At 57.4% G+C, this 20,485-nt stretch carries 20 protein-coding genes; 9 read left to right on the top strand and 11 right to left on the bottom strand.

What is annotated here, in order from left to right; all coding sequences use genetic code 11:
- Nucleotides 1-7: 7 nt before the first annotated feature.
- Nucleotides 8-319, bottom strand: a complete 312-nt coding sequence (locus C4S59_RS14270; RefSeq protein ID WP_103911189.1) for an ETC complex I subunit — start codon at nucleotides 317-319, stop codon at nucleotides 8-10.
- 159 nt (nucleotides 320-478) lie between these two features.
- Between C4S59_RS14270 and uvrB the strand changes: the two genes are divergently transcribed.
- The 3 genes from uvrB (at nucleotide 479) to C4S59_RS14255 (ending at nucleotide 3,408) form a co-directional block, all read left to right on the top strand.
- Nucleotides 479-2,674: an excinuclease ABC subunit UvrB gene (uvrB, locus tag C4S59_RS14265; RefSeq protein ID WP_103911188.1), complete on the top strand. Its 2,196-nt coding sequence runs from the start codon at nucleotides 479-481 to the stop codon at nucleotides 2,672-2,674.
- Nucleotides 2,675-2,743: 69 nt separating this feature from the next.
- Nucleotides 2,744-3,136: a hypothetical protein gene (locus C4S59_RS14260; RefSeq protein ID WP_103911187.1), complete on the top strand. Its 393-nt coding sequence runs from the start codon at nucleotides 2,744-2,746 to the stop codon at nucleotides 3,134-3,136.
- An 86-nt stretch (nucleotides 3,137-3,222) separates the two neighbouring features.
- Complete coding sequence (locus tag C4S59_RS14255) at nucleotides 3,223-3,408, top strand: PLD nuclease N-terminal domain-containing protein (protein WP_103911186.1); 186 nt, start codon at nucleotides 3,223-3,225, stop codon at nucleotides 3,406-3,408.
- Nucleotides 3,409-3,451: 43 nt separating this feature from the next.
- Here the strand turns inward: C4S59_RS14255 and C4S59_RS14250 are convergent, their stop codons facing one another.
- From C4S59_RS14250 to C4S59_RS14240, 3 genes are all read right to left on the bottom strand, one after another.
- Nucleotides 3,452-3,859: a universal stress protein gene (locus C4S59_RS14250; RefSeq protein ID WP_103911185.1), complete on the bottom strand. Its 408-nt coding sequence runs from the start codon at nucleotides 3,857-3,859 to the stop codon at nucleotides 3,452-3,454.
- 67 nt (nucleotides 3,860-3,926) lie between these two features.
- Nucleotides 3,927-4,214, bottom strand: a complete 288-nt coding sequence (locus tag C4S59_RS14245) for an I78 family peptidase inhibitor (RefSeq protein WP_103911184.1) — start codon at nucleotides 4,212-4,214, stop codon at nucleotides 3,927-3,929.
- A gap of 179 nt (nucleotides 4,215-4,393) precedes the next feature.
- Nucleotides 4,394-5,536, bottom strand: coding sequence for a S1C family serine protease (locus C4S59_RS14240; RefSeq protein WP_103911183.1), 1,143 nt, complete (start codon nucleotides 5,534-5,536; stop codon nucleotides 4,394-4,396).
- 185 nt (nucleotides 5,537-5,721) lie between these two features.
- On the opposite strand from C4S59_RS14240, the gene C4S59_RS14235 reads away from it, so the two are divergent.
- Both C4S59_RS14235 and C4S59_RS14230 read left to right on the top strand, forming a co-directional pair.
- Nucleotides 5,722-6,396 carry a winged helix-turn-helix domain-containing protein gene (locus tag C4S59_RS14235; protein ID WP_103911182.1) on the top strand — a complete coding sequence of 225 codons (675 nt, stop codon included), beginning with the start codon at nucleotides 5,722-5,724 and terminating at the stop codon, nucleotides 6,394-6,396.
- Nucleotides 6,393-7,757, top strand: coding sequence for a sensor histidine kinase (locus tag C4S59_RS14230; protein WP_103911181.1), 1,365 nt, complete (start codon nucleotides 6,393-6,395; stop codon nucleotides 7,755-7,757). The genes C4S59_RS14235 and C4S59_RS14230 overlap by 4 nt, the downstream gene beginning before the upstream one ends.
- Here C4S59_RS14230 and C4S59_RS14225 read toward each other — a convergent pair.
- The 3 genes from C4S59_RS14225 to C4S59_RS14215 all read right to left on the bottom strand — a co-directional run bounded on the left by C4S59_RS14225 (nucleotide 7,754) and on the right by C4S59_RS14215 (nucleotide 10,583).
- Nucleotides 7,754-8,308, bottom strand: coding sequence for a hemerythrin domain-containing protein (locus tag C4S59_RS14225; protein WP_103911180.1), 555 nt, complete (start codon nucleotides 8,306-8,308; stop codon nucleotides 7,754-7,756). The genes C4S59_RS14230 and C4S59_RS14225 overlap by 4 nt on opposite strands.
- A gap of 84 nt (nucleotides 8,309-8,392) precedes the next feature.
- Entirely contained in the window at nucleotides 8,393-9,898 is a 1,506-nt protein-coding gene (gene dacB, locus C4S59_RS14220) for a D-alanyl-D-alanine carboxypeptidase/D-alanyl-D-alanine endopeptidase (RefSeq protein ID WP_103911179.1), read from the bottom strand.
- Nucleotides 9,899-9,947: 49 nt separating this feature from the next.
- A complete protein-coding gene (locus C4S59_RS14215) occupies nucleotides 9,948-10,583 on the bottom strand; it encodes a nicotinate-nucleotide adenylyltransferase (protein ID WP_103911178.1) in 636 nt (211 codons plus the stop codon).
- A gap of 225 nt (nucleotides 10,584-10,808) precedes the next feature.
- Here C4S59_RS14215 and ettA point away from each other — a divergent pair, with 225 nt between their 5' ends.
- Together ettA and C4S59_RS14205 are read left to right on the top strand one after the other, a co-directional pair.
- Complete coding sequence (ettA, locus tag C4S59_RS14210) at nucleotides 10,809-12,464, top strand: energy-dependent translational throttle protein EttA (RefSeq protein ID WP_103911177.1); 1,656 nt, start codon at nucleotides 10,809-10,811, stop codon at nucleotides 12,462-12,464.
- Nucleotides 12,465-12,564: 100 nt separating this feature from the next.
- Complete coding sequence (locus C4S59_RS14205) at nucleotides 12,565-13,458, top strand: DMT family transporter (protein ID WP_103911176.1); 894 nt, start codon at nucleotides 12,565-12,567, stop codon at nucleotides 13,456-13,458.
- Here the strand turns inward: C4S59_RS14205 and C4S59_RS14200 are convergent.
- Nucleotides 13,406-14,095, bottom strand: a complete 690-nt coding sequence (locus C4S59_RS14200; RefSeq protein WP_103911175.1) for a thiamine diphosphokinase — start codon at nucleotides 14,093-14,095, stop codon at nucleotides 13,406-13,408. The two genes, C4S59_RS14205 and C4S59_RS14200, sit on opposite strands and share 53 nt — an antisense overlap.
- A 218-nt stretch (nucleotides 14,096-14,313) precedes the next feature.
- Between C4S59_RS14200 and C4S59_RS14195 the strand changes: the two genes are divergently transcribed.
- Nucleotides 14,314-16,581: a hypothetical protein gene (locus C4S59_RS14195; protein WP_234994777.1), complete on the top strand. Its 2,268-nt coding sequence runs from the start codon at nucleotides 14,314-14,316 to the stop codon at nucleotides 16,579-16,581.
- A 44-nt stretch (nucleotides 16,582-16,625) separates the two neighbouring features.
- Here the strand turns inward: C4S59_RS14195 and C4S59_RS14190 are convergent, their stop codons facing one another.
- The 3 genes from C4S59_RS14190 to C4S59_RS14180 all read right to left on the bottom strand — a co-directional run bounded on the left by C4S59_RS14190 (nucleotide 16,626) and on the right by C4S59_RS14180 (nucleotide 19,237).
- Nucleotides 16,626-17,963, bottom strand: coding sequence for an 8-oxoguanine deaminase (locus C4S59_RS14190; RefSeq protein ID WP_103911173.1), 1,338 nt, complete (start codon nucleotides 17,961-17,963; stop codon nucleotides 16,626-16,628).
- A 19-nt stretch (nucleotides 17,964-17,982) separates the two neighbouring features.
- Nucleotides 17,983-18,786: a histidinol-phosphatase gene (gene hisN / locus C4S59_RS14185; RefSeq protein ID WP_103911251.1), complete on the bottom strand. Its 804-nt coding sequence runs from the start codon at nucleotides 18,784-18,786 to the stop codon at nucleotides 17,983-17,985.
- Nucleotides 18,787-18,865: 79 nt separating this feature from the next.
- The gene (locus C4S59_RS14180) at nucleotides 18,866-19,237 is read right to left on the bottom strand and encodes a helix-turn-helix domain-containing protein (RefSeq protein WP_103911250.1); all 372 of its coding nucleotides are present in this window, start codon (nucleotides 19,235-19,237) and stop codon (nucleotides 18,866-18,868) included.
- Between the two features lie 287 nt (nucleotides 19,238-19,524).
- On the opposite strand from C4S59_RS14180, the gene C4S59_RS14175 reads away from it, so the two are divergent.
- Nucleotides 19,525-20,484 carry an NADPH:quinone oxidoreductase family protein gene (locus C4S59_RS14175; protein ID WP_103911172.1) on the top strand — a complete coding sequence of 320 codons (960 nt, stop codon included), beginning with the start codon at nucleotides 19,525-19,527 and terminating at the stop codon, nucleotides 20,482-20,484.
- The last annotated feature ends 1 nt before the right edge of the window (nucleotide 20,485 follow it).

The raw sequence follows: 20,485 nt of genomic DNA, 5'->3' as shown, positions 1-20,485 counted from the left end.
GACAGGATCAGTGTGTCCACGCGCCGCGGCGATCAACCGCAAAGTTTTCAGCGTAGCCACGTGCACGAACGTTGTGCTTGCGTTTCTTGGGCTCAATCACCTGCGCATCGATGCCGTGGTCTTTGGCGTAGTCCAGCGCGGCCTCTTTGCTGTCGAATGTCATTTTCACTTGCGTCTGTGTGTCCGACGACGATGTCCAGCCCATCAGCGGATCGACTTCGCGGGACGATTGCTGTGCGAATTCCAGAACCCAATGTTTGGTGTTGGCCTGACCCGAGGACATGGCCGTTTTCGCTGGCTGAAAAATGCGTGCGCGCATGGAATGACTCCTCATTACTTGCAGGTCTTATCGGTGAAACCGCGCCCCAAGACAAGCGTCAGCAGACGGTTTCTGTCAGCAGGCGACACAGATATCGGTCCATGGGGTTGAAGACGGACGCCTGCGGGGCAATTTTAGGCAGGTCACAGGAGATGCTTGATGCACAACAACCGCCCCGACCAGATGCCCGTCCTTCACGCCGCCGCCCCGCCTGTTGCGGCGCGCGAAAAGCTGGAAGGTGGCGTCAAGTTCCGCATGGAAACCCAGTTCAACGCGGCCGGCGACCAGCCGACCGCGATTGCAGAACTGACCAGCGGTATTCTGGACGGCGAACGCAATCAGGTTCTTTTGGGTGCGACGGGTACGGGTAAGACGTTCACGATGGCAAAGGTCATCGAGGAAACCCAGCGCCCCGCGATCATTCTGGCCCCTAACAAAACGCTGGCCGCACAGCTTTACGGCGAATTCAAAGGCTTCTTTCCCGACAACGCCGTCGAATATTTCGTCAGCTACTACGACTATTACCAGCCCGAGGCCTATGTCCCGCGGTCGGACACTTACATCGAAAAAGAAAGCCAGATTAACGAACAGATCGACCGGATGCGCCACTCGGCCACCCGTGCGCTCTTGGAAAGGGACGATGTGATCATTGTGGCATCGGTGTCCTGTATTTACGGTATCGGTTCGGTCGAAACCTACGGGGCGATGACGCAGGATTTGTACGTTGGCAAAGACTATGACCAACGCGCCGTCATTGCCGATCTTGTAGCCCAGCAATACCGCCGCAATGATCAGGCGTTCCAGCGCGGGTCGTTCCGTGTGCGTGGAGACGTGCTCGAGGTCTTCCCAGCCCACCTTGAAGACCGTGCTTGGCGCTTTTCCTTTTTCGGGGAAGAGCTTGAATCAATTACTGAATTCGATCCGCTGACCGGTCAGAAAACCGGCGACTTCGAACGTATCCGCATCTATGCGAATTCGCACTACGTCACCCCGCGCCCGACCATGCAGCAGGCGGTGATCGAGATTAAGAAAGAACTGCGCCAGCGGCTGGATATTCTGGTTAACGAAGGCAAACTGCTAGAGGCACAGCGTCTTGAACAGCGGACCAACTTCGATATCGAAATGCTGGAAGCCACCGGCGTCTGTAACGGCATCGAAAACTATTCCCGCTATCTGACGGGCCGTGCACCGGGTGAACCGCCGCCCACGCTGTTCGAATTCATCCCCGACCACGCGATTGTTTTTGCGGACGAAAGCCACGTGTCTGTGCCGCAAATCGGCGGCATGTATCGGGGCGACTTCCGGCGCAAAATGACACTGGCTGAACACGGCTTCCGCCTGCCGTCCTGTATGGACAACCGCCCCCTCAAGTTCGAGGAATGGGACGCAATGCGCCCGCAGTCGGTTTTCGTATCCGCCACCCCCGCTGCGTGGGAGTTGGAACAATCCGGCGGCGTTTTCACTGAACAGGTCATTCGCCCCACCGGCCTTCTCGATCCGCAAGTGGAAATCCGCCCTGTCGAGATGCAAGTCGATGATTTGCTGGATGAAATCCGCAAAGTCAGCGAAAAAGGCTTCCGCACGCTGGCGACGGTTCTGACCAAACGCATGGCCGAAGACCTGACGGAATACCTGCACGAACAGGGCATCCGCGTGCGCTATATGCACTCGGACATCGATACGATCGAACGGATCGAAATCCTGCGCGATCTGCGGTTGGGTGCGTTCGACGTGCTGGTGGGCATCAACCTTTTGCGCGAAGGTCTGGATATTCCCGAATGTGGTCTGGTCGCCATTCTGGATGCAGACAAGGAAGGCTTCTTGCGGTCTGAAACATCGCTGATCCAGACCATCGGTCGTGCTGCGCGGAACGCCGAAGGACGCGTGATCATGTACGCCGACAAGATCACTGGTTCGATGGAACGTGCGATGGACGAAACCAATCGCCGTCGCGAAAAGCAGATCGCTTACAACGAAGAACACGGGATCACGCCCGAAACGGTCAAGAAGAACGTCGATGACATTCTGGCGGGCCTTTACCAAGGCGACACCGATCAGGCGCGCGTCACCGCCACCATCGACAAAAAGCACGCCGGTTCGAACATGCAGGCGGTTATGGAAGGTCTGCGCAATGATATGCGCAAAGCTGCCGAGAACCTTGAGTTCGAAGAAGCCGCCCGTCTGCGCGATGAGCTGAAACGCTTGGAAGCCGTGGATTTGGCCGTCTCAGATGACCCGCTGGCCCGACAACAAGCGGTCGAGCGCGCGTCCGAGGAAGCCGTCAAATCCAAAGGCCGGTCCACCGCCGGACGACCGGGCCAGCGCGGCGGCGTCAAGCGGCGTAAATCCAGATGAACCTGCGCGCGCGACCGGTGCGCGTAGGTGATCCCTTATGGTTGGTGAGGTTCGGAAAGGAATATGGTCATGCTCCGGATAAGCGCCATATCGGCAATGTTATTGGCACTGGCCTCTTGCGCCACACCGGCGCAAAAATGCGTACTGGATGCCGAGGCTGATCTGCGAAAGACGCGCAACGACATCAAAGAGCTTCAGGCAACAGTTGATCGCGGTTACGGCCTGCGCGAAATCACCCAATACGTGCCGGTTCAAACCACCTGCGAACGGGGAAGCGGCGCCCGCGTCACGCGCTATACCTGCACCCAATACGAATTCCGGACACAGGACGTGCGCTATTCAGTTGATCTGAAAAAGATATCGGCCGAACTCGCATCGCTCAAAGCCAAGCTGCCCGATGTTCAGGCGCAGGCGGTACTGGCCGTGGCGCAATGTGAATCGACCTACAAGCCGACACCCTAGCGCCCATCCGCAGTCAAAATTTTTCAAATTGTTGGAACCAAAACGCACCCGAAGCGGTTGATCCTGCAGAACACAGGAGAAAACCAATGGGTTATAGCATTTTCGGATTAATCATTCTGATTGCGGACTTGTATGCAATCTATCAAACACTGACATCCAGCGCATCGACCGCAGCTAAGGTCGTCTGGACGCTTGTCATTCTGTTCCTGCCGGTGATCGGTCTGATCGCATGGCTGGTCGCAGGCCCGCGTGGCAGCGCCGTACGCGTATAAATAAAGGTCACGGGATGGATGCGTGCATCCACCCCGTCCTCCCTTAGCGGATGACGTGAACCGAGCAACCGGCATGTCGCACAACGCGCGACGCGGTCGAGCCCAGAAACCAATCCGCCAAACCCGGTTTGTGAGACCGGATGACGATCAGATCGCACCCATCTTCCTGCGCTGTATCGTTGATGATCATCGGAGGATGACCAAGCAGCACTTTCAGATCGATGTGGCTGTCTTCGTGCAAAACTTCTTTCATCTGCGCCTCGACCTCGTCCCGCGAGTTGTCAAAGGCAGTCAGCGGCACCTCGGCCATGACGTAGCTTGCCGCCATTTCCACAACAGACAAAACGGTCAGCTTTGCGTCTTCGTCCGCCAAGGCACGTGCCACGGCGACGGATTCCATCAATGTGCCTTCGTGATCGGGCGCAATCGGGATCAAGATATTTTTGTACATAGCGCACCTCCTAGGGCGCACTATGGCTATGATTCTGGATCGCCACCTTGATCTAGATCAGGTTCTGTTAACCACACCAAACCCGCGTGACGACGCCCTTATCATCTAGATCGACATTCACCCGATCCGGCCAGTAATCCTTGGTCACCATTGTGCCCGGCGGAATAATCCGAAGCTTGCGCCCCGCCTTAAGCCCCAAGCTATCGACGTTTTGACCGATCCAGACATCATAGTCCGCCGCTTTGCATTCTTTCCCCTCGACAGGGCGTATAACCGGCGCGCCCGCGTCCTCGGTTTGGCAAGCCGCCAAAAAGCCGAGAACAAGAAATGGAATGATCAATGGGCGTAGTGGCATCTAAAACTCTCATTCAGCCTGAAGTGACAGACTATCCAGAGCCTACAAATTTAGCCCCATTTCGAAAGATGAAAATTAGCGGTGGCGTTTGCAGGCGGGATTTGGCCACTCGCCCCCTTCAAACAAAAAAAACGCCCCCAAGAAGGGGGCGCAGTTGCTCTCGTGCTTGTTAACCGAGATCAGGCGGGGACATCTGCACGGTCACCCAAGGTGACCGAAACGGTTTGTTCCTGACCCCGGCGTAGCAGAGTGATTTCAACTTCCGTGCCAGGTGCCTTGATCGCGATGGCGCGTGTCAGATCGCGCGGTGTCTCGACCTCTTCACCGTTCACGGACAGAACGATATCACCCTGTTTGAACCCTGCTTTTTCCGCAGGTGTATCGGCGGTGACGTCAGCCACCATCACGCCCTTGCCCTCATCAAAGCCAAGAGCCATGGCGACATCTTCGCTGACAGGCTGGATGCGAACGCCCAGCCAACCACGCTGAACCGTGCCGTCATCGGACAGATCAGCGATCACATCAGACGCCAGATCGGACGGGACCGAAAAGCCAATACCAACAGAACCGCCCGTCGGCGAAATAATCGCAGTGTTCACGCCAATCACCTCGCCCGCTTCGTTGAACAGCGGACCGCCCGAGTTGCCACGGTTGATGGCGGCATCGGTCTGGATGAAGTTATCAAACGGACCTGCGTTGATATCGCGGCCCAATGCCGAAACGATACCTGTGGTCACGGTGTTGCCCAGACCGAACGGGTTGCCCATCGCAATAACGTTCTGACCCACCTTCAGCGCGTCAGAGTCGCCAAAGCTGACGTAATCCAGACCTTCTGCTTCGATATCCAGCAGCGCGATATCTGTTGTGTTATCAGCACCTTTGACTTCGGCGATATAGCTGGTGCCGTCCTCGAACGTGACCTTCACCTCATCCGCGCCTTCGATGACATGGGCGTTGGTGACGATCTGGCCATCAGCCGAGATCACAAAGCCGGTGCCTGCCCCGCGCATTTCACCACCGTTCGGACCTTGGCCCGGCATATTCGGCATCGGCAGACCAAAGCGGCGCTGGAATTCTTCCCATGGGAAATCCTGTTGTCCGTTCTCAGCCGACACTTTCTGCGCTTTTTTGGTGACCTCGATGGTCACAACAGACGGGCTCAGTTCCGCGACCAGATCGATGTAGTTCACACCGGCCTGCGGCGCTGCGTTTACCGGCGTGGCGCCCTGCCCCACGGTCAGTGCCGCTGCACTGATAGCAAGCGCTGCCACAGCTGTGCTTGAGGCGAACTTACGGACGACTTTGGATTTGGAAGACTGCATGAAACTCTCCTTGCTCAACACATGCGACCGGTTGGCTCCGTCGCGATCACAGCAAAGATCGTGGGCAAAGATTACACGGACATCCGCGCGAAGATTACAAATTCATAATCTTCGGCCTGCTCACAAAGGGTTGAAAACGCGCGCGTCCATCCCAATCCTGTAAGGATCGGAACCGGAACCCGTCTATGAAACTGCTTTTTGTCGAAGATGATCAGACCACTGCGGACTACGTGATGCGCGGCCTTTCCGAGGAAGGTCACAGCGTCGATCACTTCGCGTCCGGCAAAGAGGCGCTGACACAGGCGATGAACACTGCCTATGACGTGCTGATCATCGACCGGATGCTGCCTGATTTGGATGGCTTGTCGCTGATCAAATCCCTGCGCAGTGCAAAAATCAGCACCCCCGCGATCTTTCTTACCGCGATGAGCGGGCTTGAAGACCGCATCGACGGGTTGCGTGCGGGCGGTGATGATTATCTGGTGAAACCCTTTGCCTTTGGCGAACTGTCGGCGCGGGTGGCCGCGCTGGGGCGTCGCCTGCCTATGGCTGCCACTGTCGATACGGTCTTGAAAGCCGGCGATCTTGAGATGGATCTGGTGGCCCGCACGGTTACGCGGGCGGGTCAAAACATCGATCTGCTGCCACGGGAATTCAGCCTGCTGGAACATTTGCTGCGCCGAAAGGGACGCGTACAAACGCGCACGATGCTTTTGGAGGGCGTCTGGAACATCCACTTTGACCCGCAAACCAATGTTGTTGAAACACATATCAGCCGTTTGCGATCCAAAGTGGACAAGCCGTTCAACCGCGATTTGATCTTAACCGTGCGCGGTTCAGGCTATAAGATCGACGGATGAGCATCACTCCGCAAAACTGGCCACGATTGCTACGCTCCACGCCGCTTAGACTGGCCTTTCTGCTCATCATACTCTTTACAATAATCAATCTTCTTACGGTGTCTGGGGCGTACATCACCCTTAAGAACCGCACTGAAAACGATATTCGAGAAAATATCACCGCGGAACTGTCCGGCTTTGATGTTGCCGCCACTGCGGGTGCCTTGCGCACGCTGGTAGACGCCAAAGCGCGGGCCACAGACCCCGCCGCACGCGTCTATCTGTTTGTGGGTGATGACGGGCGCACAGCCGGCAACGCCCTTGCGATGCGCGAAAACAATCGGGTCATCCTGAAAGAACTCAACGAAGAGCTGCCGCTAAGCGAAGCAGGCTATCTTCAGGAAACGCGCCGCTTGTCCTCTGGCGTTCTGGTGGTAGCCGAAAGCCTTGAACCCGTGGTCGCGCTACGGCGCACCTTTGTCACCATCCTTGCGCTGACATTCCTTCCTTCTGCCCTGACCTCGGTCGCCTTGGGTCTTTGGATTGCGCGGCGGTCAGCCCGTCGGGTCGCACGGATCGAGGCGACCTTGAGCCAAATCGCTACCGGTGACCTGACTGCACGCTATTCCGAACAAACCAATCGACGCGATGATCTGTCCCGCATCGGTGAGGGCGTAAACCGGATGGCCGAGAAACAGGAAGCGGCGGTCACAGCCTTGCGTCAGGTTTCAGCAGACATCGCCCATGACCTGCGCACCCCGCTGCAACGGATCGCCGTTTTGTTGTCAGACCTGAGCGGTCAACTGGAAGACGGAACAGAGCAAGCGAAAATCGCCGACCGGGCAACGGATGAGGCTAACAGGGCCGTATCGGTGTTCCAATCCTTGCTGCAAATCGCCCAAATCGAAGGCGGCGCGCCCACCGCTGATTTCCAAAACATCGATCTAGTGACCATCGCGCGCGAGATGATCGACCTTTACGAACCCTCTGCCGATGATGCAGGCATCGCTTTGGGCCATGCCCTGCCTGACGGTCCAGTCTTTGTACACGGGGATCGCACGATGGTCAGCCAAGCGCTTGCAAACATTTTGGAAAATGCCCTTCGGCACGGGAAAAGCGGCAAGGTTATCCACGTGTCTGTAGACGAGTCTGAGGCTGGGGCGCGATTGGTGGTATCGGACAACGGCCCCGGCATTCCCGCCGAAGAGCGCGACAAGGTTCTGCAACGGCTGTACCGGTTGGAACAAAGCAGAACGACGCCAGGCAATGGGTTGGGGCTGTCGTTGGTCGCGGCCATCGCACAGTTGCACGACGCCGATCTAACACTGGCCGATAACAACCCCGGTTTGCGCGTGTCTCTGACGTTTCCGAAGGTTGCTTAGTGCAGCACGTTGCTGCCGTTCTTCAGGATAACCGGCACGATCAACTCTTCTTCATCCACCAGATGCCGGTCCAGCATTTTGTTGAACGACAAAAGCTCTTCTCGGAACACACCGATTTCCGATGTATCCTGCAAAACCCCGTTCGCAGCATTTGCAAACCGACTTAGCAAGCCATCCATGGCATGGTGGTCTTTATCAAGGATATCAAAACCGCGCTGAAGTGATGGCTCGAGCCCGCTTAATTGCGGGAAATAATGATGGTCTTCGATGTTGTGATGCCCATGCAGTTCCTGAACCAAACCGCCCCCGAAACGCGCCAATCGGGGCTTGTAAAGCATCAGATCCATCTTGCTGTCCATGGCCTGTTCGGCATCTTCCTGCAGCGCCCCCGTCAACTGGCGAAACATCATGTGGCGGCCCAGCCAGAACTCGACCAGACCGGCAAAATTTTTGTGCTGCGTCCACCCTTCACGAGGATAGGTTTCCAGCAGAGCGCGCAGGGCGTCCGGCAAAGCAGTTCGGTACTCTAGGGCAAGAAGATCATCTGTCATGGGCGCATCCTGTTTCGCCTTTACTTGGCACAGTGCACTGCGCTGTCAAACCATCCGCCTTGCACAGCGCTTGTGCCTTGGCGCTCAGACGCGAGAATAGGCGTGACCCCACCGTTGCAACAACGCCTGCTGAAGGTTCTTGGCCCGACCGTTCCAACTTGAAGCGCCGCGGGGGCGTTCACGTTCGGCCTTGGGAATATTTGCACGTCTTTCCGTATCGGCACTGAAGATAGCAAAGGCCAGTTCGGTGCCGTCTGGCAGGTCACAAAATCCGGCAAGAGAACTGACGAAATTCAGCGTTCCTGTCTTGGCGCTGATATCGATATCTGGCGGATCAAGGCGGCGCAGCACTTCATCTCTTACTTTAATTTCCTTAAGTATCGATTTGATATCCAATGATTTACTCAATTCCATCAAAGTCGAAATCATCGCGCCAGCAGAAATCCGGCTTTGATCGCCAAGGCCCGAATGATCCACAAAGCCAAGGTTCATAACCCCAAGCCCCTGATGCGCCCAATCGTTCATTTGCCCCGCCGATTGCGCCAAAGTTTGCGGCTGGCCACCACGCGCAACCGACGCCGCCAAACCTACAATCTCGGCTGTCAGATTGGTCGAATACTTCAGCATATCGCGCAAGATGTCGTTGAGCGGCGCGCTGGAAATGCGGGCAACCTCGACTGTTTCAGGAAGCGTGGAAATCACCTGCGGATGTTTGACCCGAACGCCCTGCGCCCCGAGCATCGTCTGGAACACCTCGCCTGCGTAAAGCTCAGGCTTGCGCACCGGTAACCAGCGCGCCCCGCCCTTGCCCAAAGCACCGCGTGCGACGGTCCAATCATCATATCCAGAGGCACTGGCGTAGGTGTAAACCGGCAAATCCCGCTGGACGACCCGCATCTTGGAAATCGTGACATCAGGGCGGTATTTGTCCGACCGCCCATCCATGGTCACAGCGTACCCCTGCCCCGATCGCCGCCATTCAAAGTGCACGCGATTGAAGTTCAGGTTCAGGCCGGAAACCGCAGGGTTATAGCCAACGTGATCAGGCTGCGCCGGATCGATCAGGTCCATCCGTGGAAGCGCACCGCCCCAAACCAGAAACTTGCCCCGCACCTCGCGCAGTCCGGCCGTTTTCGCACGTGCGGCCAGGTCGGCCATCATGTTGGTATCAAGCGTCGGGTCGCCCCCGCCCGCAAGGATCAGATCGCCATCCAACACACCGTTCGCTATCGGCGCTGTCGCCAACAGCCGCGTGGTAAAGACATGTTCGGGTCCCAGTGAATCAAGCGCATATCCGGCTGTCACCGCCTTGGCCACGCTCGCGGGCGGCAACGCGACTTCGGCGTTCATCGCCTCAAGCACTTCGCCAGTCTGGATATTGACCACCGCAAATCCCACATCGCCACCCAGATTGGCCTGATCAACCAACTGCTGCGCAGAGGGGATAGATTTACGGAAGAAATCAGGGCCACGATCCTTTGGCCGCAAAGATGTAAGCGGCGCTTCGGCCAGCGCGGGATGCGCCAATGCGGCCAGGGTCGTTCCCAGAAAAAAGCGGCGCGAAATTGCGGTGTTGGGCGTCTTGATCATAAGGCCGAGTTAAGACGTGCCGTAGAGGCAAGATCAAGTGAAATGGCCGTTACTTTTCGGCGTTTTCTGCGCCTTGGTCGCCCGCACGATGCCTCCAGGCCCCCTGCGCACGTATCGCGGTTGAACTTTGGCTCACCATGGGCACGTTCACAAAGCACCACGCAGGCGCATCGCACAACGGCAAAAGATGCGCTTCTTCCTGCCGCAGGCGCGCGTGCAGGAATATCCGCGCAGCAGGCGAGGTACGGGCCGAAATCCTGTCACCCGGACGCGCCAGAACGCCCACGGGAACTGTTCCCATGATACCCTGCCAGTGATCCCAGCGATGGAACTGCCGAAGGTTATCGGCCCCCATCAGCCAGACAAAATTCACCCCCTGATGCAGAGATTTAAGCGCGGCGATCGTGTCGGCGGTATAGCGTGTGCCCAGACGGCTTTCTGCGTCCGAGATGGTGACACGAGGGTCATCCATTACAGCCCGCGCACGGTCCATCCGCTGCTCAAGCGGCGCAGGCCCCCGTGCTTTCAAAGGGTTCCCAGGACTGACCAACCAAACCACCCGATCCAGCCCGAACCGGCGCAGCGCCTCGCGGGTGATATGCGCATGACCATCATGAGCCGGATCAAAAGACCCGCCCAACAGCCCGACACGCAGGCCCTTCGTCAAATGCAATCCGGTTTTCACTGTCCCGACAACCCTGTGCAGACTTGGGTAAGTCCCTCAAAACACTGGAAGGACACGGATTGCAACGGGAACATCAGATCCATGCGTTGCGACTGTGCCTTTTGTCTGCCCATCTGAGGTGCGACAAACCCCATCAAATCCACAAGTTTCAGGGAAGTTTCATTGCCCTTATTCCGGCAATTCGATACATCCCAGCAAAATTCCAGTTCTGCGAAGGATCACACAATGGCGTCTTATCAATACGTCTATCACATGGACGGCGTGTCCAAGACCTACCCCGGCGGCAAAAAATGCTTCGAGAACATCCGCTTGTCATTCCTACCCGGCGTGAAGATCGGTGTTGTCGGCGTCAACGGCGCGGGTAAATCGACCCTGCTGAAAATCATGGCCGGCCTCGACAAGGAATTCTCGGGCGAGGCATGGGCGGCCGAAGGTGCGCGCGTTGGCTACCTCCCACAGGAGCCCGAGCTGGACCCGAGCCTTGATGTACGTGGCAACGTGATGCTGGGCGTTGCCGAGAAAAAGGCCAAGCTGGATCGTTTCAACGAACTGGCGATGAACTATTCCGACGAAACCGCCGACGAAATGGCCCAGCTGCAGGACGAGATCGACTCGAACAACCTGTGGGATCTGGACAGCCAGATCGACGTCGCGATGGAGGCGCTGCGCTGCCCGCCGGATGATGCCGATGTGTCCACCCTGTCGGGCGGTGAAAAGCGCCGCGTCGCGCTGTGTAAGCTTCTGCTGGAAGCGCCCGACATGCTGCTGCTCGACGAACCGACCAACCACCTTGATGCGGAAACCATCGCGTGGCTGCAAAACCACCTGATCGAATACAAGGGTACGATCCTCTGCGTCACGCACGACCGTTATTTCCTTGACGATATCACAGGCTGGATTCTGGAACTCGACCGTGGTCGCGGCATCCCCTACGAGGGCAACTACTCGGCATGGCTGGAACAAAAGGCCAAGCGTCTCGAGCAGGAAGCCCGCGAAGACAAAGCCAAGCAGAAAACGCTGGAACGCGAATTGGAATGGATGCGTCAGGGTGCCAAAGCCCGTCAGGCGAAATCCAAGGCGCGTATCGCGGCCTACGAACAGATGGCTGACCAGTCCGAGCGCGAACGCGTCGGCAAGGCCCAGATCGTTATCCCGAACGGCCCGCGTATGGGCAGCAAGGTGATCGAGGTCGAAAACCTGAAGAAAGCCATGGGCGACAAGCTTCTGATCGAAGATCTGTCCTTCTCGCTGCCCCCCGGTGGCATTGTTGGCGTCATCGGCCCGAACGGCGCAGGTAAATCGACGCTGTTCAAGATGCTGACTGGTCAGGAACAACCTGATGCAGGCTCGGTTTCCTTTGGCGACACAGTCAAGCTGTCCTATGTGGACCAGTCCCGCGACGATCTGGACCCCGACAACAACGTTTGGGAAGCGATCTCGGGCGGTGCCGAACTGATCAAGCTGGGTGATGCCGAAGTCAACTCCCGCGCCTACTGTGGGGCGTTCAACTTCAAAGGTGGCGACCAGCAGAAGAAAGTCGGCCTGTTGTCCGGTGGTGAACGCAACCGTGTTCACATGGCGCGCCTCCTGAAAGACGGCGGCAACGTGCTGCTGCTCGACGAACCGACCAACGACTTGGACGTTGAAACGCTGCGTGCACTGGAAGACGCACTGGTCGACTTCGCGGGCTGCGCCGTTGTCATCTCGCACGACCGTTTCTTCCTTGACCGTATTTGTACGCACATTCTGGCGTTCGAAGGCGAAGCACACGTGGAATGGTTCGAAGGCAACTTCGAAGACTATGAAGAAGACAAGAAACGCCGTCTGGGTGCCGACGCACTGGAGCCCAAGCGCGTGAAGTTCAAAAAGTTCACACGCTAAGGTAACTTAGAAAAACGCAATGGCGCAATCGGCACAAACCGGTTGCGCCATTTTCTATTGGTGGCTCGACATTTACGGGCCGCCAGCGCAGCCTGCCTGAATGACAGCGGATCGTCCCCTTCTTGGTATTGCCCTGATGATGGGCTTTTGCGTGCTTGCGCCCTTGGCGGATGCAGTTGCGAAAATTGTTGGCGTAACGGTCCCGATCCTAGAATTGATCATGATCCGCTTCGTGTTTCAGGCGCTGCTGATGCCGCCTGTGATGGCGACAGGCGGTTTAAAGCCGCTGCCCCGCAAAACCCTGTCGCGGATCGTTTTGCGCACAGTTCTGCATATCATCGGTATTGGTTGCATGTTCACGGGGCTAAAGTATCTGCCCTTGGCAGATGCCGTGGCCATCGCCTTTGTTATGCCGTTCATCATGCTGCTGTTGGGCAAAGTGTTTCTGGGCGAAGAGGTCGGGCCGCGTCGGCTGATTGCCTGCGCCATCGGGTTTATCGGCACGCTTCTGGTTCTACAGCCCGCCTTTGCCGACACGGGCTGGCCTGCGCTTTTGCCATTGTGCGTCGCGGTGGTGTTTGCGCTGTTCATGCTGGTCACCCGCCAGATCGCGAAAGAGGTCGACGCAGTGCCGCTACAGGCGATCAGCGGGGTAATTGCTGTAATTTTGCTGCTGCCCGTCTGGGTTTATCTGGGCGCGCCTTCGCCTTTCCGGTTTGACGGAACGACTCTCTGGCTTCTTGTTGCCATCGGCGTCTTGGGCACCGGTGGCCACCTGCTTATGACATGGGCCTTGCGGTTCGCGCCTGCCGCCTCGCTTGCCCCCATGCAATATCTGGAAATTCCGATGGCGACGCTGTTCGGCTATCTGATCTTCAGCGACCTGCCCGGCCCCATGGCCAGCCTTGGCATCGCGCTGACGATAGCCGCAGGCGTCTATATCATCTTGCGCGAACGGGCCATGTATCAGGCACGTCCAGCAGCGCCGATTTAAGAACCTCGGCATATTCGGCGGGCAGAATGATCACCATATCCGGCCCGTCCATCTGTATTTTAACCGGCCCTGTTGCCTCGTTTGATGTGCCAACCGTTCCGTTCGGCGCAAAATCGATGCCATCAATCGGCCAACGCAGGCCTTCAGAACGCCCAGTCACCGCGCCCATCGGGAACAAGGACACCCGCGTGGCAGGCGGTAGACTAAGCTCCAGATTGGGCGGACATATCGCAACAATGTCGGACTGCCCCATCAGCATAATGCGCTGATCAGGCCTGCGGCTCAGAACCGTCAGCACCGCCAACTGATGATCAATACGCGCCCCCAGAAAGCCCAACGCCAGAATTAGTGGAGCGTTGATATTGCGCAGGCATTTGTCGAAATCGGTGGTGTCCTGTTCGGCAATATGATGCACGCATCCCGCAGGCAGCGCGGCGCGCACCTCGGGCGAAATGGAATCCATGTCACCGATTACCGCGTCGGGTATGATGCCCATCCCCATCAGCACATCTGCGCCGCTGTCAGCCGCCACTACGGCGCCAACTGTTTCCAGAACTTTGGTAATATCAGCGGGCAGCACATCGCCACCACCGACCAGAAGCACAGGTTTTGGGCTATTTATCAGGCGTTCAATCATGACGACTTAATGGCTTTTTCAGAAAGCGACCACAATAACGACATGAAATGATACGCTCGTTGGCACAGATTCGGTCGTCTTTGGTCCACCTCAACCGCTAAACAGTTTGTTGCGAAAAGACTGAAAGTGAGCAGGAAATGGTCAGTTCGAGCAAAATTTTAACAGTAAGCTATGGCACTTTTTCGTGCACCTTGGAGGGATTCGACGATTCCTTCGAGATGATGAAGGCTATTTCTGAATACTTCCGCGATCTCGCGCAGGAAGACCGCTATTTCGGGGCAGAGCCGCCCACACCGGACGCAGAAATGCTGGCCCGTATTGCAGAACGCGAAGTCGCACGTCGGGTTGACGCCCGTCTGGAAAACGGCGGTGTCGTTTTGCGCCCATCCCTAGGCCAAGCCGCAGCCGTGACAACGGCCGCCGCTGCTGCCGCACCCGCGCAAGATGATGCACCCAAGGCGACACCAGCCACCCAAGAAGTGCAAAACACCGAGACTGCGCCCGACGACCTGCCCGTCGATGCCGATCATGATATCACTGCCGTTCAGGGAACTGACGATGCCGATATTCAGGCCGATGAAACGCCAGAAGCAAACGGTATCGCAGCCATTGCCGAAAGCGTCATCGACACCGAGGAAGAGCAGATCGATGCCTCCGCTTTGGAAGATGTCGTTGCCCCCAAAGCCGAAACCGCACGCCCTGCCCTGACCGATCCGTCCAGCGTCGCGGCAAAACTCAGCCGTATTCGTGCGGTTGTTGAAAGCAATGAGCACCGCGAAGAGGACATTGCAGACGACTTCACCGAAGATCAGCATGCAGAAGCCTTTGAAACAGAAGAGCATCTGACGTTTGACGATCTGATCGACGAGGACTTCGAAGATGAGCTCGCGCCAGCGGCCGAGATCAAAGAAGACGTCCAAGACGAAGAGTTCGACGCCGATGCTATGGCACGCATCATGGCAGATCAGGATGAGCCCGAGGCAACCGCCGACGCCCCCGAGGCCGAAGTTTCGCTAAATGCCGACGAAAATGATGACGGCATGCTTGCCGATACTCTGGCCAGCGTTCTTGCGGATCAGGACAGCCTCGATGATGATGACCAGATCGACGCATCCGACGAATTGAACGTCGAAGAAGCCGAACTCGACGGTGAGTTTGAAGATGAGGCGCCGAAAAAGCAGCTTATCCGCTCACGTGCACGGGTCGTTCGCGTAAAACGCGCCGCCTTTGATGCGGCTGTTGCGGCCGGTGTGGTCGAAGCTGCTGATGATGCGGAAAACGACGACGCACAGGAAGTGGCGCAAAGCGTGACACCTGACATCGAAAGCTCTCTCAGCGACGAAGATGAAGAGGCGCTGACACGCGAACTTGCGAATTTGGAAGACGAATTCGTGGCCGACGACGATGAGGAAGATGATTTCGACGCAGCACTTGCCAGCGCCTTCGAAGACGGTGACGACCTTGAGGACGAAGACGAACCCCAAGAACTTGCGCAAGACGAAGACGAATTCGACGACGAAGATGAAGTCGCCGAAGACAAAAGCGTCGATGCCTTCTTTGATGACCAAGACGAAGATGACGACGAAGAAGTCAGCATGTTCGCCGAGGAAGACGACGAAGATGAAGACGATGAATTCAGCCGCGAGTTGGAAGATGTCTTCTCGGACGAGAACTTTGAAGACGACCTTGAGGATCTCGAACCATCGATGGCGGCAGAGCCCGAGATCGAGGTTGACCTGTCCGAGGCCGTCTCCGACGTACGCCGCGCCGTCAAGATGTCCAGCCCTGGCCGTGCCCTGCTGACAGAAGGCAAGGTCGGCGAAGACGGATCATCGGTGTCGCGCATTCTGGATGAAACCAACCAGCAACTGGACGAACCGGAAGGCAACCGCCGCCGGAACGCCATCGCGCACCTGCGCGCGGCCGTCGCCGCAACCCGCGCCGACCGCATTCTGGGTGGCAAATCCAAGAAAAAAGAAGAAGCGGACCCATACCGCGAAGATCTGGCCACCGTTGTGCGCCCGCGCCGGCCGCAAGCGACCGCGCAAACACCGCGCCCGTCACGTCCGGATCAGAACAAACCGGCCCCGCTGAAACTGGTGGCTGAACAGCGCATCGACCGACCGGAAGATGCGGCACCGATCCGCCCGCGCCGTGTTTCCCGTAAAGTCGAGGATGTGGCTCAGCCTGCTTCGAATGATGAAGGCTTTGCAGAATATGCGGAACGCGTTGGCGCGACTGATCTTGCAGAAATGCTTGAGGCAGCCGCAGCCTACATGTCCTTCGTTGAGGGACAGGATGCCTTCTCGCGCCCGCAGCTTATGGCTAAAATGCGCGAAGCGGATGCGACAGACTACAGTCGCGAAGACCGCCTCAGAAGCTTTGGCACCCTTCTGCGTGAGGGAAAAATTGCAAAGCTGGAAGGTGGTAAGTTCGCAGTGTCCGACAACATCGGCTTTCAGCCCAAAGCACGGGCTGCCGGCTGATCACACAGTTTGATTTGCAAAAAAGCGGGCATTGCCCGCTTTTTTTATGCGTCCACCAGTGCACGCGCCAATGTGTTTTGCTGATTGATTACCTGCGCCAGCGGAATGGTTGAGATATGCCCGTCCCGAACAATCTGGCGACCTTCCACAAACAAATCACGCACCTGCATTGGGCCTGCCAACAGCAGCGCCGCGGGGTCCCAGCTGCCTGCGCTTTCGATGCCTGACACGTCCCAAATCGCAATATCGGCCCGCTTCCCAACAGCGACCTGCCCGCAATCGGTGCGCCCCAAAACCTCGGCCCCGCCGCGTGTCGCAATGTAAAGCGCCTCGCGCGCGCTTATGGCGTCGGCACCGTTGGCCACACGTTGCAACAGCATGGTCTGGCGCGCCTCGGCCATCAGGTTGCCCGCATCATTTGATGCCGACCCGTCTACCCCCAGCCCCACAGGCACCCCGGCATCCCGCATCGCCCGCACCGGAGCGATCCCCGAGCCAAGACGGCAATTCGAACAAGGGCAGTGCGCGACGCCCGTGCGGCTGTTTGCGAACAGGCGGATTTCACGACCATCGAGTTTGACACAATGCGCATGCCAAACGTCCGATCCTGTCCAGCCCAAATCCTCGGCATATTGGCCGGGACGGCAGCCGAAGGTTTCAAGGCTATAGGCAATATCTTCTTCGTTTTCAGCAAGATGGGTGTGCAACATCACCCCCTTGTCCCGCGCCAAAATCGCGGCATCCCGCATCAATTCGCGGCTGACGGAAAAAGGCGAACACGGCGCAACACCGACGCGGACCATCGCGCCTTCACTAGGGTCATGGAACGCGTCGATCACACGGACGCAATCGTTCAGAATGGCGTCTTCGTTCTCGACAAGACTGTCCGGCGGCAGACCACCGCTGCTTTCGCCAATCGACATCGCGCCGCGCGTCGCATGAAACCGCAGCCCGATCTCGCGTGCGGCGTCAATGGTGTCATCAAGGCGCGCGCCATTGGGATAGAGGTAGAGATGATCAGACGTCAGGGTGCAGCCACTTAGCGCCAGTTCCGCCAGACCGATCAACGCAGACACGCGCATCTCATCGGGGCCGAAGCGGGACCAGATCGGGTAGAGCGTTTTCAACCAACCGAAAAGCAGCGCATCCTGCCCTCCCGGTACGGCACGGGTCAGGGTTTGGTACAGATGGTGATGCGTATTAACCAAGCCCGGTGTGACGACGCAGTTTTTCGCGTCCACCACCTCGCCTGATGTCGACAGGCCGACACCGATTTCCGCAATGACACCGTCGCGCAGCAACAGGTCGTGGCCGGTCAACTCTGATCCGGTGTCATTCATCGTCAGAATTGTGTGAGCATTCCGGATCAGAAATTCGGTCATATCACTACCCTAGGTCTTTTTATCGCTTTTGGATTGCGGCAAGCGCCTGTGCATGGATATCCGCGTTGGCAGCAGCAATAACCTGCCCACCATTATGCGCCGGATTTCCATTCCAATCCGTCACGATCCCGCCTGCGGCCTCGATCACCGCCATGGGTGCCTGAATATCGTATGCATTCAGGCCAGCCTCAATCACCAGATCGATCTGCCCCGCAGCAATCAGAGCGTATGCATAGCAGTCCATCCCATAGCGCGTCAGCTTGCATTTTTCGGCAACCCTTTGAAAGGCGCCCATTTCATCGGGCGTTCCGACTTCGGGAAATGTTGTCATGATCACGGCGTCAGACAAGTCGCGGGTGGCGCGCGTGCCTAAGGGCCGGTCGCCCATCGGACCGGAGTAGGTAGACAGACCAAAGCCGCCGCAGAACCGTTCCCCGATATAAGGCTGATCCACGATGCCGAACTTTGGGCCAGCCTCATCGGACACAGCAATCAGCACGCCCCACGTCGGCGCACCGGCCATAAACGCGCGCGTGCCATCGATCGGATCAAGCACCCACGTCCAGCCGCTGGTCCCCTCTGCATGGCCATATTCTTCGCCCAGAATGCCGTCATCAGGGCGTCGTTCGGCCAGTATCGCCCGCATTGCGCGCTCGGCCGCTTTGTCTGCCACGGTGACCGGATCAAATCCGCCGTCCAGCTTATTTTCGATAGAAAGGTCAGCGCCACGGAACACAGGCAAGATCGCAGCACGTGCAGCATCAGCCAACGCATGTGCCGTTTCGATCAATTGTTGTGTTTCAGGAGTTTGGGCCTGCGTCATCATGCATCTCCGTATCGCTCAGGCCTTGGCTATCGGAGAATGTCCGGCGGGACAATCGCACCCCGCCGGAAAAGCTGAATTATGCAACGTCGGACAGAACACGCGCCAGTTCGAACAAACGACGGCGCTGGTTTTCCGGAATCGCATAATACGAACGCACAAGATCCAGCGCTTCTTTATCGCCCATCAGATCGGACGGAACGCTCGCTGCGCTGGTGTTTTCAGACGCTTCCGAGTCGATCCCTTCGAAGAAGAAGCTGACCGGAACCTCAAGTGCATCAGAGATGTCCCATAGGCGCGATGCGCTGACGCGGTTTGCGCCTGTTTCGTATTTCTGGATTTGCTGGAACTTGATCCCAACTTTTTCGGCGAGCTGCTGCTGGGTCATGCCAACCAGCCACCGCCGGTGTCGGATACGTTTTCCGACATGCACGTCTACAGGATGTGTCATCCAATTACCCCTTGGGTTTGAAACCATTTCAAAAGTGAAAAAGGACCAGGCCTTGCGGCGTGGCACCCGATCCACCGACTCAAACGCCAGCACCCCCTTAGCGTCAGACCTTTCTACTACATTCCCGCTATACGGGGCAAGCAAATCTATTACTAAAAGTGGAATTGATTAATTTCACTCAATTTAAAGGCGATAGGAATTTAGCGCCTGGAAAAACGGACCAGACGTCGCAGTTGACCTTGCACTCACAAATCCGCATCAAACATCAACGACGGAGGAACAGCAGAATGCGCGCTTTTACAGTCACATCTCACGAAGCTAGCCCGGAACTGGTCGAAACCGACCGTCCAGAGCCCGGTGAGAATCAAATTCTGGTGAAGATTGAAGCCTGTGGCCTCAATTTCGCTGACCTCCTAATGATCAAAGGGACCTACCAAGAAACGCCACAACTTCCCTTTGTGTTAGGGATGGAAGTTGCCGGAACGGTCGAAAAACTGGGTGCAGGCGTTGAAAATTTCGTGATCGGCGACCGGATTGCGGTATTCGGCGGCCAAGGCGGCCTTGCTGAATACGGCGTTTATGATGCGTCGCGCGCGGTCAAATTGCCCGACCAGATGGATTTCGTGAATGCCGCCGCCTTTCAGGTCGCCTATGGCACCAGCCACCTGGCACTGGATCACCGTGCGCATCTGAAGCCCGGTGAAACGCTTTTGGTTTTGGGCGCTGCGGGTGGCGTGGGGCTAACCGCGGTTGAGATCGGTAAAGTCATGGGCGCAACAGTTGTCGCTTGCGCTCGTGGCGAAGAAAAGCTGGCTGCGGCCAAGGCCATGGGGGCCGATCACCTGATCGATGCCTCAAGCCAAGACATTCGGGCCGAAATGAAGGCGCTTGGCGGTGCGGATGTCGTGTATGATCCCGTCGGGGGCGATCAGTTCATCGCCGCGTTCCGCGCCTGTAACCCCGAAGCCCGCGTACTGCCGATCGGGTTTGCATCCGGCGACGTCCCGCAAATCAAAGCCAACCACCTGTTGGTCAAGAACATTACCGTGATGGGCCTGTATTGGGGCGGCTATCTGGCGTTTAACCCCAAGGCACTGACAGACAGTCTGGCGACGTTGATGGACTGGTTCTGCGAGGGCAAAATCAAGCCGCACGTCAGCCACGTCCTACCGCTGGAACAAGCTGCCGAAGGTCTGGACCTATTGGCCAAGCGCAAATCCACCGGCAAGGTCGTCATCACGATGTGAC

It is taken from the genome of Thalassococcus halodurans (genome assembly GCF_900108225.1).
Taxonomy (GTDB): domain Bacteria; phylum Pseudomonadota; class Alphaproteobacteria; order Rhodobacterales; family Rhodobacteraceae; genus Thalassococcus; species Thalassococcus halodurans.
This window is presented reverse-complemented; position numbering and strand designations above follow the sequence as displayed.